Source organism: Pseudonocardia oceanicola (assembly GCF_047200735.1).
Taxonomy (GTDB): domain Bacteria; phylum Actinomycetota; class Actinomycetes; order Mycobacteriales; family Pseudonocardiaceae; genus Pseudonocardia.
This window is the reverse complement of record NZ_JBJZON010000001.1, coordinates 765,044-779,818: the sequence shown is the minus strand read 5'-3', so window position 1 is coordinate 779,818 and position 14,775 is coordinate 765,044. Positions and strand designations below refer to the sequence as shown.

Here is a 14,775-nt window from a genome sequence, read left to right as displayed (position 1 = left end):
AGCAACGTCGTCCTCGTTGGCGGGACGTGGCCGCCCTCGACGGACAGCGCACCGCCATGCGCCTCCCCGCGTTCCGGACCGTGCTCCGCACCCTCCTCGTCCTGACCGCCGCCGCGGCCCTCACGGGGGCCGGGGTGGCGGCGGCGTCGCCGCAGGAACCGAAGGCCGCGGCCCCGCTCGCCGGGCCCGCCGCCGTGATGGCCCTGCTCGACGCGCGGACCGCCGTCGGCATGCCCACGGAGCTGGCGGACTACGGCATCGACGGCGACGTCGTCGACGTCCGGTTGGTCGGCGCCCCCTCCCCCGGGACGACCGCGCTGCTCGAGGGCATCGACCCGGGGCTGCTGCGGATCGAGACCGGGGCGGGGGTGCCGCGTCACCAGGACCTGCGCGGCGGTCAGCGGATCACCGGCGGCACCACCCGGTGCACCCTCGGGTTCTCCGCCGGCTCGGGCGCGCAGGACTGGATCATCACCGCCGGGCACTGCACCCGCGAGTCCGACGAGTGGCTCGACTCCGAGGGCGAGGTCATCGGGGACGGCGCCCGGACGGCGGGGCGCGGCGTCGACGTCGGGGCCGTACCCGTCACCGCCGCCACCCCGGCGCTGCCCGAGGTGGCCTCGCAGGCCGTCCGCGGGGTCGAGCCCGCGCCGATCGGCTCGACCGTGTGCCTCTACGGCAGCACCAGCGGCAAGACCTGCGGCCCCGTCACGGCCCGCAACCGCACCGTGAACTTCGACGGCGAGCAGCAGCGCGGCATGGTGGTCGCCTCGATCTGCACCGCCCAGGGCGACTCCGGCGGCCCCTACATCACGGCCGACGGTCAGGCGCAGGGCGTGCACAGCGGGGCCGGCGACGGCTGCACGGCCTACTTCACCCCGATCGACCAGGCGCTGAGCTCGCTGGGTCTGACCCTGCGCACCGCCGGAGCCGGGCCAGGACTCTCATGATGGTTCCATACCGCCACCCAGCAGGCCGAAGAGCCGCATCATGGTTCCATAACGCGACCCAGCTGCTCGGGAAGTCGCGTCATGGTTCCAGGGTGCGGTGGGGTGGGGTGGGCGACTCCGTCTCAACGGCCGCGGACCGCGCGACGCAGCTTGGGCAGGCGCTCGGCGAGGACCCGCTCGGCCCCGTGCGTGGTGGGCTCGTAGTAGTCCCTGCCCACGAGCTCGTCCGGCGGGTACTGCTGGGCCAGCACCCCGTCCGGCGTGCTGTGCGGGTAGCGGTAGCCCACGGCGTTGCCCAGCTTCGGCGCGCCCGCGTAGTGCCCGTCCCGCAGGTGCGGGGGCACCGCCCCGACCGCCCCGGCCTTCACGTCCGCCATCGCGGCGTCGATCGCCGAGATCACGGCATTGGACTTGGGTGCCGTGGCGAGGTGCACGGTCGCCTGGGCCAGGGCGAGCCTCGCCTCCGGCATGCCGACGAGCTGGACCACCTGCGCCGCCGCGGTCGCGGCCTGCAGCGCCGTCGGGTCCGCGAGCCCGATGTCCTCGCTGGCGTGCACCATCAGCCGCCGCGCGATGAACCGCGGGTCCTCACCTGCCACGATCATCCGCGCCAGGTAGTGCAGCGCGGCGTCGGGGTCCGAACCCCGGATGGACTTGATGAAGGCGCTGATCACGTCGTAGTGCTGGTCGCCGGCGCGGTCGTAGCGAACCGCGACCTCGGTGACCGCCCGCTCGACCGCCGCCAGGTCGACGATCCCGGTGCCGTCGGCCAGCACCCCGTCGGCCGCCGCCTCGAGCGCCGTGAGGGCGCGCCGCGCGTCCCCGGCGGAGAGCCGGACCAGGGCGGCCTCGCCGTCCTGGGCGAGGGTGACGGCACCGTTCAGGCCCTGTTCGGCACTCATCGCCCGGCGGAGCACCTCGCGGACCTCGTCCTCGTCGAGCGACTGCAGCTGCAGGACCAGCGAGCGCGACAGCAGCGGCGAGACGACCGAGAAGGACGGGTTCTCCGTGGTCGCGGCGACCAGCAGCACCACCCGGTCCTCGACCGCGCCGAGCAGCGCGTCCTGCTGGGTCTTGGAGAAGCGGTGCACCTCGTCGATGAACAGCACCGTGGAACCGCCGTGGTGGTCCCGGCGGCGCCGGGCGTCGTCGATCACGGCGCGCAGCTCCTTCACCCCCGCCGAGAGCGCCGACAGGGCGACGAAGTGCCGCTCGCCGGCCCGCGCCATCAGCCGGGCGAGCGTGGTCTTGCCGGTGCCGGGCGGGCCGTAGAGCAGCACGGACGCCGGGGCGCCGCCCTCCAGCAGGCGCCGCAGCGGGGCGCCGGGCTTGAGCAGGTGCCGCTGGCCGACGACCTCGTCGACCGAGCGGGGCCGCATCCGCACGGCGAGGGGCGCGCCGGGGACCGGGCGCGCCTCCCCCGCGGCGGTCTCCCCGGATCCGGGGGGTTCGCCGATGTCGAACAGGCCGTCGGATGCAGCACTCATCGCCGTCCAGGGTGCCACCCGGCACCGACGGTCCCGGCACGAACCGGGGAGAACGTCAGCGCTGCAGCTCGTGCACGAGCGTCGGCGTCCCGACCTGCGGGTTCTCCTTGTTGCGTAGCGAGGCGTAGGTGACGACGGCGACGCCCGCCGCCGCCAGGGTCACCGGCAGCGTCAGGATGTTGACGACCAACGAGCGCGCGACGCTGTCCGGCGCGGTGAAGGTGCTGACGATGGCGCTGATGATCCCGCTGTAGACGGCGGCGGCGATGGCGAACGTGATCAACCGCCCGAACGTGCCCCAGAACTGCCGGTTCACCAGCTCGAAGGTCCGGCCGATCCCCGCCCGCTCGTACATGATCACACCGGTCAGCGAGGCCGCGAACACCACCAGGAGATACACGCCCGGGAGGACGAGCAGCAGGAACCCGATGAACACGAGGATCCCGGCGAGGAGCCCCCAGCCCAGCAGGGGCAGGGCGCGGCTGGCGGCGAAGGACAACGCCTCGCTCGCACCGACCGGCTGCTCGGCCGCCTGCCGGGTGACGACGTAGACCGACGCCCCCTGCGCGAGCAGCGAGGCCGCCACGACGAGGATCACGAAGATCCCCCCGCCGACGGCGACCCCGACCACGCCTCCGCCCGCGGCCAGCACGACCCCCAGGATCGCCGCGAGGATCAGCGCCGGGAGCGCCGTCGCGAGCTGGATCAGCAGCAACGGCTGCCAGCTCCGCTTCAGCACCGCGAGGACCTTCGCCCACCAGTCGGAGAAGTCGGCGGCGACGAGCGGGTCCGCGAGCGGCGCGGGCGCCCCGCCCGGGTACTGGGCCCCCTGGTACTGGGCCCCCGGGTACTGGCCACCCGGGTGCTGGCCACCCGGGGGCTGGGCGTACTGCGCCGGCTGACCCTGGCCGTAGCCGTAGGGCTGCTGTCCGTAACCCTGCTGCTCGTAACCCTGCTGGCCGTAGCCCTGCTGGCCGTAGCCCTGCTGGCCGTAGCCGGCCGGCGGCGGGTAGCCCTGCTGCCCGTAACCGGCCGGCGGCTGTCCCTGGCCGTATCCCTGCTGGCCGTATCCCTGCTGGCCGTAGCCGGCCGGCGGCGTGTAGCCCTGGCCCGGAGCCTGCCCGTACTGGTCGGGACCGGGCCCGTACCCGGGTGGAGGCGCCTGGCCGGGCTGCCCTGCTCCGGCCTGCCCGTGGTCCTGGCCCGGGCCGGGCGCGGGGTGGCTGCCGGGCGGTTCCTGCCCAGCCTCCTGCTGGGGCGGGGCCGAGTCGGGCTGCGGGGCGCCCTGCTCGCCGTGTCGGTGGCGGTCGTCGCCCGACGGGGTGCTCATACCGGGCAACCTAGAGGGTTCGTCCACGTCGGTCACCGGGCCGGAAGTCCCGTGATCGGGTTGCAACGTGGCGCTCCTCCCAGGATGCGGGAAACCGGTTCCGTATGCCAGGAACAGGGCGCATCATCGGGACGGGCGGCGGTCCACCCGATCGCGCGCTCGCTGCTCCGCGGACCCCGCGGGACGGCCCGGCCGCTCCCGGTGACCACCCGGCGGCGGCCGGCCCCCGCCCCTGCCCCACCTCTCCGCGAGGCCCACGTGACCAGTACCGATCTCCGTCCCCGCTCCGCCGGCGGAGCACCTCCGATCAGGCTCGCCGCCCGGCTGTCCGGGATCCGCGGCTCCGCCATCAGGGATCTGCTCACCCTCACCGCGCGCGACGACGTGCTGAGCCTCGCCGGCGGCCTGCCCGCCGCGGACCTCATGCCGCGCGAACGGATCGCCGAGGCCGCCGAGCGGGCGCTGGCGTCCCCCACCGCCGTGCAGTACTCCGAGACGGCCGGGCTCGGCCGGCTGCGCGAGGTCGTGGCCGCGCACGAGACGGGCCGGACGGGGCGGCCGGTCGGCCCGGCCGACGTCGTCGTGACGAGCGGGTCGCAGCAGGCCCTGGACCTGCTCGCGCGCGCCCTGCTCGACCCGGGCGACCCGGTGGCCGTCGAGGACCCGGTCTACGTCGGGGCGCTGCAGGTCCTGCAGGCCGCGGGTGCCGACGTGCACCCGGTCCCGCTCGACGGCGAGGGGATGCGGGTCGACGTCCTGGCCGCCCGCCTGGCCGCGGGGTTCCGGCCCCGGCTCGTGCACACCGTGTCCAGCTTCCACAACCCGCGCGGCGTCACCCTGGGCCAGGAGCGCCGCCGGGATCTGGCCGGACTCGCCGAACGGTACGGCTTCCTCGTCGTCGAGGACGACCCGTACGGTCTGCTCGCCTTCGACGGCGATCCGCCCCGCCCGGTGGCCGCCCACGGCGACCACGTCGTCCGGCTGGGCAGCGCGTCGAAGGTGCTGGCCCCGTCCCTACGGGTCGGCTGGCTGGTCGCGCCGCCGGTGCTGGCCGCGGCCGTCGAGCGGCTCAAGCAGTCCACGGATCTCTGCGGGTCGTCGCTCACCCAGATGATCACGGCCGAGCTGCTGGCCGACGAGGAGTGGTTCGCCGGGCACGTCGTCGGGGTGCGGCGCGAGAACCGCGGCCGCGCGGCGGCCCTCACCGCCGCCGTCGACGCCGAGTTCGGACCCGCGGTCACCCGGTCCACCCCGTCCGGCGGGATGTTCTGCTGGCTGGAGTTCGCCGACGGCACCGACACCGCGGCCCTGCTGCCGCGGGCCCTGGAGCAGGGTGTCGGGTTCGTGCCCGGGGGCGCCTTCTCCGTCGACGCGCCGGTCGACGGCGGGGCGCTCCGCTCGGCCGCGCGGCTCTGCTTCGCCACCTACCCGCCCGATCTGCTGCGCGAAGCCGTCCGGCGACTCGCCCGGGCCTCCCGCCGGCCGGACTCCTGAGTAGGGTCGGTGACCGTGCGCGAGATCCTGGAACTGCTGGAGCGGGACGCGTCGCTGAGCCACGACACCCTGGCGACCATGACCGGGCGGCCCGTCGCGGAGGTATCGGCCCAGATCGCGGCGTGGGAGAAGGCGGGCGTGATCCGCCGGTACAAGGCGGTGGTCGACTGGGAGAAGGTCGACGGCTCCGAGGCCACCGAGGTCACCGCGTTCATCGACGTGGCGGTCGCGCCGGCCCGCGGCGTCGGGTTCGACGACGTCGCGGAGCGGATCTCCCGCTTCGACGAGGTCCGCAGCTGCTACCTCGTCTCCGGCGGGCACGACCTGCGGTGCACGGTCGTCGGGTCGAACATCCGCGCGGTCAGCGACTTCGTGAGCCGCAAGCTCTCGACCATCGACCGGGTCACGGCCACCGCCACGCACTTCGTGCTGCACACCCACAAGCGCGACGGCGACACGTTCTTCGAGCCGGAGCCCGACCACCGCCTCCGCGTCACCCCGTGAGGACCCGCCCGTGAAGCCGCTCAACGACGTCATCGCCGCCTGCCCGCCGTCGGGCATCCGGCGCTTCTTCGACATCGCCGCCGAGATGGACGACGTGATCTCCCTCGGCGTGGGCGAGCCGGACTTCGTCACGCCGTGGCGGATCCGCGAGGCCGGCATCTACGCCCTCGAGCACGGCTACACCACCTACACCTCGAACGCGGGGCTGCCCGAGCTGCGCCGGTTGATCTGCGCGAGCCTGGAGCAGCGGTACTCCGCGCGGTACGCGTGGGACACCGAGTGTCTGATCACCACCGGGGTGTCCGAGGGGCTCGACCTGGCGCTGCGGGTACTGCTCAACCCCGGCGACGAGGTGGTCGTCCCGGAGCCCTGCTACGTCGCCTACGAGCCGTGCGTCGCGTTCGCGGGCGGTACCCCCGTGCAGGTGGCCACGCGGTGGGAGGCGGACTTCGCGATCGACCCCGCCGCGGTCGAGGCCGCGATCACGCCGCGCACCAAGGCGATCCTCATCGGTTCGCCGGCCAACCCGACCGGCGCCGTCCAGCCGCGGGCCGCCCTCGAGGGCCTGGTGCGGCTGGCCGAGAAGCACGACCTGTACCTGATCTCCGACGAGATCTACGACCGGCTGACCTACGACGACGTCCACGTCTGCCTGGGCGCCGTGCCGGGCGCGCGGGAACGGACCGTGGTGCTCGGCGGGTTCTCCAAGGCCCAGGCGATGACGGGCTGGCGGGTCGGCTGGATCTGCGCGCCCCGGGCCGTGGCCGAGCTGTGCGTGCGGGTGCACCAGTACACGATGCTGTGTGCCCCGCACGTCTCGCAGGTCGCCGCCGTCGAGGCGCTCGAGGAGGCCGACGGCGACGTCCGCGAGATGGTCGCCGACTACGACCGACGGCGGCGGGTGTTCGTGAAGGGTCTGCGCGAGATCGGGCTGGAGTGCCCGGAACCGGGTGGCGCCTTCTACGCGTTCCCGTCCGTCCGGTCGTCCGGGCTGGACTCGGAGACCTTCGCCGAGCGGCTGCTGAAGGCCGAGAGCGTGGCCGTGGTGCCCGGCAACGTCTTCGGGCCCTCCGGCGAGGGGCACATCCGGTGCTCCTACGCGACCGCCCTGCCGCAGCTGGAGGAGGCGTTGGTGCGCATCGACCGGTTCCTCCGGTCGCTGTAATACCGCCGAACCGGGATCACACTCTTCGCCGGATCGCAACACTGCGCGGCGTGGCGTTCACAGCACGGCAATGCGGGCGGTCCATGCTCCGGGGGCATGGACGACGGCGCACCTGTCACCGCCCGCCCCCTCCACTCCTGCACGGTCTGCGCCTGCCCGCGGACCCCGAGCGACGTCCGCGGCCTGGCCTGGAGCAGCCACCACGTCGATGGCGTGACCAGCTGGGTGTGCGGGCCCTGCACCCGCGCCCACCTCTTCGAGATCGAGGCGGGGCAGCCGGTCCGCCCCGCCTCGCTCCCCCGCTCCGCGTAGACCCGCACGATCAGGCGGCCCCGGCCCGCCCGCCCGCCAGCAGGCCGTGCAGGATCACCGGGCCGAGATCGCGGCCGCGGCGCACCAGCCACGGCGTGCCGCGGACCACGATCCACGCCGCCCGGTGGAAGGCCGTGATCTCGCGCCCGCCGCCGCACGCGGTCGGCACCGGCGCGGGCACCGCGAAGCCCGCGCTCGCGAGCAGCTCGCCCGCCGCGCGGGCCAGCAGCCGGTGGCCCAGCTCCGAGGGGTGCAGCCGGTCGACGCTCCACGCGGCGCGCTCGTAGCCGCCGGGCAGCAGATGCAGGTCGAGCACCCCCACGCCCGCGCCGGTCCCGTCGACGCCCGGGCCCACCTCCTCGACGGCCGCGTCGATCGCGGTGTCGATGGCGTCGTTCAGGGCCACCACCCGGGTCCGCAGGGCGGCCCGCAGGCGTCCCGGCAGCCGGAAGACCCGCGTGTGGTCGTGGTAGCGCAGGACCACCGGGAAGGTGCCCTCCGCCGCGAGGGTGGCCAGCGTCGCCGCGAGGTCGGCGCGGATGCCGGCGGGGTCGAAGTCCGACCGCAGGGTGTCGTTCATGCCCGCGCAGATCACGGCGGCCTCGGGCCGCGCGGGCAGGACCGCGGCGAGCTGGGTCCCGCGGACGTCGGCCATCCGGGCACCGGTGCGGGCGGGGTTCAGCAGCCGGGTCCCGGGACCGAGGGCGTCGCGGAGCAGTACGGGGAAGCCCCGCCAGCCGCCCCCGGGCAGCGGGTCCCCCAGCCCGACGGCCGTCGAGTCGCCCAGCGTGGCCAGGGTGGTGACGACGCGGCCCGCCTGCGCGGCGGCCGGGGCGGGCGTGGTCGTCGGGAGGGCACGGGCGGGTCGCACGCTCTGCACGGACACCAGCGCATGATCGGGTGGCGAGGCTCCGCCGCGGTGTGCGCACGATGACGTCGCGCCGACGGCTCCGCGAACTCCGTCCCCGCAGGCTGGACCGCGCCGCGCTTCAGATTCAGGCGAAGCCGCGGAACGCCGGGTAGAGCGGCAGCGTGCCGGAGCCGTTGTCCGAGGGGTTCTCGAACCGCTGGTGCAGGGCACTCGAGACCCGGTCGGCCAGCTCGACGGTGGCGGTCCGGCCGCCCTCCGCGGCGGCGCTCGCCAGCCGGCGCCAGTAGTCCGCCAGCGCCGCGCCGATCCGCGGCGAGCGGCCGGGATCGACCCCGATCCGCGTCTCGCCGGCCACCGCCCGCGGCAGCAGCCACCACGTGCACAGCCACACCCACAGCAGCTGGGCGTCGAGCAGGCGCCCGCGCAGCAGGGCCGGGTCGTCGAGGTCCGGCCACACGGTCGCGATCTCGTTGCGCCAGGCCTCGAGCATGGCGTCGGCCATCCCGTCGGGAAGCGCGAAGCTGGACTCGCAGGCCGGGAACGGGACGCGGAAGTAGGCCGCGTCGAGCGCGACGTCGCGGAAGCAGCCCCACTCGAAGTCGACGAACCGCACCCCGCGGCCGGTCACGAGGTTGTTGTCCGGGCAGGTGTCCGACGGGCTGAACGCCCGGTACCGGGTCCCGCCCAGCAGCCGCGCGGTCTCCCGGGCCTCCGTCTCGGCCGCGGCGCTGACCGGTACGTCCAGCACCTCGGCGACCAGCCCCGGCACCCCGGCGAACGCCGCCCGCGCCTCGTCGGCGATCGGGTCGCGCCGCGCCTTCTCGCCGAGTCGGCGCAGCAGCGCACCGAAGTCGTTCTCCCGGCCCGCGGTGGCGGCCTGCATCCGGCCCAGCGCCCGGGCCCAGCTCAGCAGGCAGCGTTGGGCCGCCGCGGGATCGGGCGCGAAGAGCATGTCGGCGAGGGTCGAGCTGCGGCCCAGGTCCTCGAGCACCAGCAGCCGGGTCGCCGGGTCGTGGGCGATGAGCACCGGGCTGGGCCGGGTGTCGGCCGGCAGCGCGGTGAACAGCTGGCAGCTCGCGACCTCGAAGTGGTAGGGATCCGGCCGACCCGCCCCGGGCTCCCCCACGTACTGCTTGACGACCAGGGTGCGCGGCAGCGAGAAGGGATTGCGCGCCACCCGGGCGCGCGCCACCACCGACCGTTCGCTGCCGCCGAGGTCCTCGGGATCGGCGAGGACGACGGTTGCCCCGGCCCGCCGGGTGAGCAGGCGTTCCGCGGCGGCCAACGCGGTGAGCACGGGCCTGGGGAAATCGGCCAGGTCACGTGACATCGCTGTCGACCTTACCCCGCCGAGCGCGCCCGGCCGCGGTCCCCGCACCGCCGGGTGCGTCGCCCCGCGAGCAGCGACCGGGCGGCCGCGACCACGATCCCGACCGGTTCACCGCCGGCTGCAGCACCGACGGGTCCGCCAGGCCGGCGGGGCACCGGTCAGGCCCCGCCGCCCTCGGCGTCCTTCGCCGCAGCCTGCGCATCGGCCGCGCCGGCGCCCGCCCGTGCGCCCGGCTCGGCCGGCACGGCGTCGACGCCGGCCTCCTTGCGCTGCTCCGGCGTGATCGGCGCGGGCGCCGCGGTCAGCGGGTCGTGACCCCCACCGGTCTTCGGGAAGGCGATGACCTCGCGGATCGAGTCCTCCCGGGCGAGCAGCGCGGTGATCCGGTCCCAGCCGAACGCGATACCGCCGTGCGGGGGCGGGCCGTAGGCGAAGGCGTCGAGCAGGAAGCCGAACTTCTCCTGCGCCTCCTCCTCGGACAGGCCCATGATCTCGAAGACCCGCTTCTGCACGTCCGCGCGGTGGATACGGATGGAGCCACCGCCGATCTCGTTGCCGTTGCACACGATGTCGTAGGCGTAGGCCAGCGCGTTGCCCGGGTCCGACTCGAACTTGTCGATCCAGTCCGGGGTCGGCGAGGTGAAGGCGTGGTGCAGGGCCGTCCACCTGCCGTGTCCGACGGCCACGTCGGTCGTGTCCTCGGTGGCCTCGAACAGCGGGAAGTCCACGACCCAGACGAACGACCAGGCGTTCTCGTCGATGGCCCCGATGCGGCGGGCGATCTCGCCGCGGGCCGCGCCGAGCAGCGCGCGCGCCTCGGTCGGGCGGCCGGCGGCGAAGAAGATGCAGTCGCCGGGGTTCGCGCCGACGGCGGCCGGCAGCCCGGCCCGCTCCTCCTCCGACAGGTTCTTGACGACCGGGCCCTTCTCGGAGACGGTCCCGTCCTCGTCGACCAGGACGTAGGCCAGGCCGCGGGCGCCCCGCTGCTTGGCCCACTCCTGCCAGGCGTCGAGCTGCTTGCGGGGCTGGCTCGCCCCGCCGGGCATCACGACCGCGCCGACGTACGGGTTCTGGAAGACCCGGAAGCCGGTGGCGGCGAAGTACTCGGTGAGCTCGGTGAGCTCGATGTCGAAGCGCAGGTCCGGCTTGTCCGAGCCGTAGCGGCTCATGGCCTCGGCGTAGCTGATCCGGCGGATCGGCCGCGGGATCTCGTGGTCGATCAGGCCCCACAGGGCGGCGAGGATCTCCTCGGACAGGGCGATGACGTCGTCCTGTTCGACGAAGCTCATCTCGATGTCGAGCTGGGTGAACTCGGGCTGCCGGTCGGCGCGAAAGTCCTCGTCCCGGTAGCAGCGTGCGATCTGGTAGTAGCGCTCCATCCCGCCGACCATCAGCAGCTGCTTGAACAGCTGCGGGCTCTGCGGCAGCGCGTACCAGGAGCCGGGCTTGAGCCGCGCCGGCACCAGGAAGTCCCGGGCGCCCTCGGGCGTGGACCGGGTCAGCGTGGGGGTCTCGATCTCCACGAAGTCGTGCGCGTCGAGGACTACGCGGGCGGCGCGGTTGACCTTGCTGCGCAGCCTGATCGCGGCCGCCGGCTCGGGGCGGCGCAGGTCCAGGTAGCGGTACTTGAGCCGGATCTCCTCACCGACCTCGCCGTGCTCGTCGATCGGGAAGGGCAGCGGCGCGGACTCGGACAGCACGACGAGGTCGGTCACCGTGACCTCGATGGCCCCGGTGGGCAGGTCCGGGTTCTCGTTGCCGGCCGGGCGCGTGACGACCTCGCCGGTCACCTGCAGGCAGAACTCGGCGCGCAACCGGTGGGCGCGCTCGGCCATCTCGCCCTCGCGGAACACGATCTGGGCGGTGCCCGAGGAGTCCCGCAGGTCGACGAAGATGACACCGCCGTGATCGCGGCGTCGGGCCACCCATCCGGCGAGGGTCACGGTCTGGCCGGCGTGCTCGGCACGCAGGGTGCCGACGGGGTGGGTTCGCATCACGGTGGCCAAGGCTATCCGCCCACACCGGGCCCCCCTCCACCAGGTTTCCGCCACGCTCCCCCGTGCTCGCCCCCGCGGAGCACTCGTGCGGTCGGTCTGCCCGGGGGTGCCGTTCGTGCGGGTCAGAGCAGGGTGAGCTGCTCGACGACCGGGGCGGCCGGCGGTTCGCCGGGCGGCGCCCGCCGGGCCACGTCCGACGCCGGGAAGCCCGCCTGCGGGCCCGGGCCGGCCTCCTCGCCACCGCTGCGGCGCACGCCCGAACCGCGGTCCAGCCCGTGCCGGCGCAGCAGCGGGCGGACCCGCTCGGCCAGTGCCCGCCGGTACTCGGGGTCGACGTGGGCGCCGCGGCGGTAGAGCCGCTCGTAGGCGGGGACGAGGGCCGGGTGCTCCCGCGCCAGCCACGCCGTGAACCACTCCCGCGTGCCGGGCCTCAGGTGCAGGGCCAGCACACCGACCCCCGACGCGCCCGCCGCCCGGACGCGCCCCAGCAGCGCGTCGAGCGCCTCGGCGGAGTCGGTGAGCAGCGGCAGCACCGGCGCGACCATCACCCCGCAGTCCAGCCCGGCATCGGCGATCCGCGCGACCAGGTCGAGCCGGGCCCGCGGCGACGGCGTGCCGGGTTCGAGGCGGGCCTGCAGCTCACGGTCCGCCAGCGCCAGCGACACCCCGAGGCCGACGGGGACCTCCCGCGCCGCCGCCACGAGCTCCGGCAGGTCACGGCCGAGCACCGTGCCCTTGGTGAGGATGGAGAACGGGGTGCCCGAGCCGGCGAGCGCACGGATGACGCCCGGCATCAGCCGGTACCGGCCCTCGGCGCGCTGGTAGGGATCGGTGTTGGTGCCCATCGCCACGGGCTCCCGGCTCCAGCGCGGGCGTGCGACCTCGCGGGCCAGCACCCGCCCGACGTTCACCTTCACCACGATCTGCGAGTCGAAGTCCGCCCCGGCGTCGAGGTCGAGGTAGGTGTGGGTGTTGCGGGCGAAGCAGTAGACGCACGCGTGCGAGCAGCCGCGGTAGGGGTTCACCGTCCAGCGGAAGGGCATCGGCGAGCTCCCGGGCACGCGGTTCAGCGCGGACTTCGCCTCCACCTCGTGGAACACGGTCCCGGCGAACTCCGGTGTGCGGACCGACCGCAGCAGGCCCCGTAGCCCTGGCAGGGCGGCCGCCTCGCCTACGCCGTCCGCCCGCACCCGTTGCCCGCTCCACCTCACCGACAGATTCGAACACATGTTCGCACGGCTCGCAACCGCCTCGTCCGGCAGGATCCGCCCGTTTCGGCGACGCTGATCCCATGCAGGCGAAGACGACGACGCTGGTGGTGATGGGGGTGTCCGGGGTCGGCAAGTCGACCGTCGCCGGGGAGCTCGTCCGGCGGACGGGCTGGACGTTCGCCGAGGGCGACGACCTGCACCCCGAGGAGAACCGGCGGAAGATGGCCGGCGGCCACCCGTTGACCGACGAGGACCGGTGGCCGTGGCTTCACCGGGTGGCCGCGTGGATCGGCGAGCAGGAGGCGGCGGGCCGCAACGCGGTCGTCACCTGCTCGGCGCTGCGCCGCACGTACCGGGACGTCCTCGCCGACGGGCACCCGTCCGTCCGCTTCGTCCATCTCGAGGCCTCCCCCGACGCGCTGTCCAGCCGGTTGGCCGCGCGGAGGGGCCACTACATGCCCGCGTCGCTGCTGCAGAGCCAACTCGACACCCTCGAGCCGCTGGAGCCCGACGAACCGGGTCTCGCCGTCAGCGGCGAGGTCGACCCCGGCACCGCGGTCGACCAGGTCCTCACCGAACTCGCCCCCGCCGGAGGTGTGGCATGAGCACGGCGCAGGTGTTGGCCCAGGCGCAGGAGACCGCCCCGGCGACCGGGGGGACGCAGCTGATCGTCGCCGCCCTGCTCGGCATCGCGGCGATCGTCCTGCTGATCACGTGGCTGCACGTGCACCCCTTCCTGGCGCTGATCGCGGGCACGGGCGTGCTCGGGATCGTCGGGGGGCTCGGCGCCGGTTCGACGATCGAGAGCTTCACCGACGGGGTCGGCTCCACGGTGGGCAGCGTCGGCGTCCTGATCGCGCTCGGCGCCATGATCGGCGGGCTGCTGCGCGACTCGGGCGGTGCGGACCGCGTCGTCGAGGCCGTCACCCGGCGGGTCGGGCCGCGCGGCATGCCATGGGCCCTCGCGGGCGTGGCCGCGCTCATCGGGCTGCCCCTGTTCTTCGAGGTCGGCGTGGTGCTGCTGGTGCCGGTCGTGGTGCTCGTCGCCGCGCGGACCCGGTCCTCGGTGATCGCCATCGGCATCCCGGCGCTGGCCGGGCTCTCGGTCCTGCACGGCCTCGTCCCGCCGCACCCGGGCCCGCTCGTCGCCATCGACGCCCTCGGCGCCGACCTGGGGCTCACCCTGCTGTTCGGGCTCGTGGTCGCGATCCCGACCGTGATCGTCGCGGGTCCCCTGTTCGGCCGGCTCGCCGCGCGCTGGGTCCCGCTCCCGCCGCCCTCGGAGAGCGCCGCCGCCGTCGCCGGCGAGGCCGGCGGGACCCGGGACGACGACGCCACCCGCCCGGACTCCGGCACCGAGCCGGACCGGGCGACCGCCCGGGTCGCCACGGCCGAGCGCACCGGCCGGGACCGGAGCGGTGTGCGGGTCGGCGCGGCCGTGGTCGTGATGCTGACCCCGGTCGTCCTGATGCTGATCCGCGCGATCGCGGAGATCGCACTGCCGGACGGGAACCCCCTGCGCAGCGCGCTGGAGATCGTCGGGGAGCCCATCATCGCCCTGCTCCTCGGCGTCGTGGTCGCCATGGTCACCCTCGGCCTGCCGTCCGGGATGGGACGGCAGGGGCTCACCGACTCGGTCGGCGGGGCGCTGCCCGCGATCGCCGGCATCCTGCTGATCGTCGGCGCCGGCGGCGGCTTCAAGCAGACCCTGGTCGACGCCGGGGTGGGCACCCTGATCGGGCAGTGGGCGAGCGCCGTGGCGCTCTCGCCGCTGCTCCTGGGCTGGCTGGTGGCCGTCGCGATCCGGGTGGCGACGGGTTCGGCGACCGTCGCGACGATCACCGCCGCCGGGATCGTCGCCCCCCTCGCCGCGGGGCTGCCGCCGGCGACGGTGGCGCTGCTGGCCCTCGCCGTCGGCGCCGGGTCGCTGTTCTTCTCGCACGTCAACGACGCCGGATTCTGGCTGGTCAAGGAGTACTTCGGGCTCACGGTCGGGCAGACGATCAAGAGCTGGTCGGTGATGGAGACGGTCATCTCCGTGGTCGGCCTGCTGCTGGTCCTGCTCATCTCGGTGTTCGTCTAGGAGACCTCGGTCGCCGGGCGGCTGCGGGGCGGCTGCGGGGC

General features: G+C 74.7%; 13 protein-coding genes. 7 read left to right on the top strand and 6 right to left on the bottom strand.

Annotated elements, in window-relative coordinates; all coding sequences use genetic code 11:
* The first annotated feature begins 26 nt into the window (after nt 1-26).
* Entirely contained in the window at nt 27-950 is a 924-nt protein-coding gene (locus ACL02T_RS03575; RefSeq protein WP_412829177.1) for a S1 family peptidase, read from the top strand.
* A gap of 122 nt (nt 951-1,072) precedes the next feature.
* Here ACL02T_RS03575 and ACL02T_RS03570 read toward each other — a convergent pair whose 3' ends face one another.
* The gene (locus ACL02T_RS03570) at nt 1,073-2,437 is read right to left on the bottom strand and encodes a replication-associated recombination protein A (RefSeq protein ID WP_412829176.1); all 1,365 of its coding nucleotides are present in this window, start codon (nt 2,435-2,437) and stop codon (nt 1,073-1,075) included.
* Nucleotides 2,438-2,492: 55 nt separating this feature from the next.
* Nucleotides 2,493-3,767 (bottom strand): hypothetical protein, encoded by a 1,275-nt coding sequence (locus ACL02T_RS03565; RefSeq protein ID WP_412829175.1) that lies wholly within the window; start codon nt 3,765-3,767, stop codon nt 2,493-2,495.
* A gap of 258 nt (nt 3,768-4,025) precedes the next feature.
* Between ACL02T_RS03565 and ACL02T_RS03560 the strand changes: the two genes are divergently transcribed.
* The 4 genes from ACL02T_RS03560 (at nt 4,026) to ACL02T_RS03545 (ending at nt 7,242) form a co-directional block, all read left to right on the top strand.
* Entirely contained in the window at nt 4,026-5,261 is a 1,236-nt protein-coding gene (locus ACL02T_RS03560) for an aminotransferase-like domain-containing protein (RefSeq protein ID WP_412829174.1), read from the top strand.
* 15 nt (nt 5,262-5,276) lie between these two features.
* A complete protein-coding gene (locus ACL02T_RS03555) occupies nt 5,277-5,765 on the top strand; it encodes an Lrp/AsnC family transcriptional regulator (RefSeq protein WP_358207512.1) in 489 nt (162 codons plus the stop codon).
* A 10-nt stretch (nt 5,766-5,775) separates the two neighbouring features.
* Complete coding sequence (locus ACL02T_RS03550) at nt 5,776-6,930, top strand: aminotransferase class I/II-fold pyridoxal phosphate-dependent enzyme (protein ID WP_412829173.1); 1,155 nt, start codon at nt 5,776-5,778, stop codon at nt 6,928-6,930.
* 96 nt (nt 6,931-7,026) lie between these two features.
* Nucleotides 7,027-7,242 carry a hypothetical protein gene (locus ACL02T_RS03545; RefSeq protein WP_412829172.1) on the top strand — a complete coding sequence of 72 codons (216 nt, stop codon included), beginning with the start codon at nt 7,027-7,029 and terminating at the stop codon, nt 7,240-7,242.
* 10 nt (nt 7,243-7,252) lie between these two features.
* On the opposite strand, the gene ACL02T_RS03540 is transcribed toward ACL02T_RS03545, so the two are convergent.
* The 4 genes from ACL02T_RS03540 to ACL02T_RS03525 all read right to left on the bottom strand — a co-directional run bounded on the left by ACL02T_RS03540 (nt 7,253) and on the right by ACL02T_RS03525 (nt 12,651).
* On the bottom strand, nt 7,253-8,128 hold the full coding sequence (locus ACL02T_RS03540) for a GDSL-type esterase/lipase family protein (protein ID WP_412829171.1): 876 nt from the start codon (nt 8,126-8,128) through the stop codon (nt 7,253-7,255).
* 109 nt (nt 8,129-8,237) lie between these two features.
* Nucleotides 8,238-9,443 (bottom strand): hypothetical protein, encoded by a 1,206-nt coding sequence (locus ACL02T_RS03535; protein WP_412829170.1) that lies wholly within the window; start codon nt 9,441-9,443, stop codon nt 8,238-8,240.
* 158 nt (nt 9,444-9,601) lie between these two features.
* Nucleotides 9,602-11,440 (bottom strand): aspartate--tRNA ligase, encoded by a 1,839-nt coding sequence (aspS, locus tag ACL02T_RS03530; RefSeq protein ID WP_412829169.1) that lies wholly within the window; start codon nt 11,438-11,440, stop codon nt 9,602-9,604.
* A gap of 122 nt (nt 11,441-11,562) precedes the next feature.
* Nucleotides 11,563-12,651: an Rv2578c family radical SAM protein gene (locus ACL02T_RS03525; protein WP_412829168.1), complete on the bottom strand. Its 1,089-nt coding sequence runs from the start codon at nt 12,649-12,651 to the stop codon at nt 11,563-11,565.
* Nucleotides 12,652-12,731: 80 nt separating this feature from the next.
* Here ACL02T_RS03525 and ACL02T_RS03520 point away from each other — a divergent pair, with 80 nt between their 5' ends.
* Together ACL02T_RS03520 and ACL02T_RS03515 are read left to right on the top strand one after the other, a co-directional pair.
* The gene (locus ACL02T_RS03520; RefSeq protein ID WP_412829167.1) at nt 12,732-13,256 is read left to right on the top strand and encodes a gluconokinase; all 525 of its coding nucleotides are present in this window, start codon (nt 12,732-12,734) and stop codon (nt 13,254-13,256) included.
* Nucleotides 13,253-14,734, top strand: coding sequence for a GntT/GntP/DsdX family permease (locus tag ACL02T_RS03515; RefSeq protein ID WP_412829166.1), 1,482 nt, complete (start codon nt 13,253-13,255; stop codon nt 14,732-14,734). Before ACL02T_RS03520 ends, ACL02T_RS03515 begins: the two co-directional genes overlap by 4 nt.
* Nucleotides 14,735-14,775 lie beyond the last annotated feature (41 nt).

Bases quoted from the DNA above. Each gene is read 5' to 3' on its own strand.
- ACL02T_RS03565 (WP_412829175.1), bottom strand. From the start codon at position 3,767: ATGAGCACCCCGTCGGGCGACGACCGCCACCGACACGGCGAGCAGGGC.
- ACL02T_RS03535 (WP_412829170.1), bottom strand. From the start codon at position 9,443: ATGTCACGTGACCTGGCCGATTTCCCCAGGCCCGTGCTCACCGCGTTG.
- ACL02T_RS03520 (WP_412829167.1), top strand. From the start codon at position 12,732: ATGCAGGCGAAGACGACGACGCTGGTGGTGATGGGGGTGTCCGGGGTC.
- ACL02T_RS03515 (WP_412829166.1), top strand. From the start codon at position 13,253: ATGAGCACGGCGCAGGTGTTGGCCCAGGCGCAGGAGACCGCCCCGGCG.
- ACL02T_RS03570 (WP_412829176.1), bottom strand. From the start codon at position 2,437: ATGAGTGCTGCATCCGACGGCCTGTTCGACATCGGCGAACCCCCCGGA.
- ACL02T_RS03545 (WP_412829172.1), top strand. From the start codon at position 7,027: ATGGACGACGGCGCACCTGTCACCGCCCGCCCCCTCCACTCCTGCACG.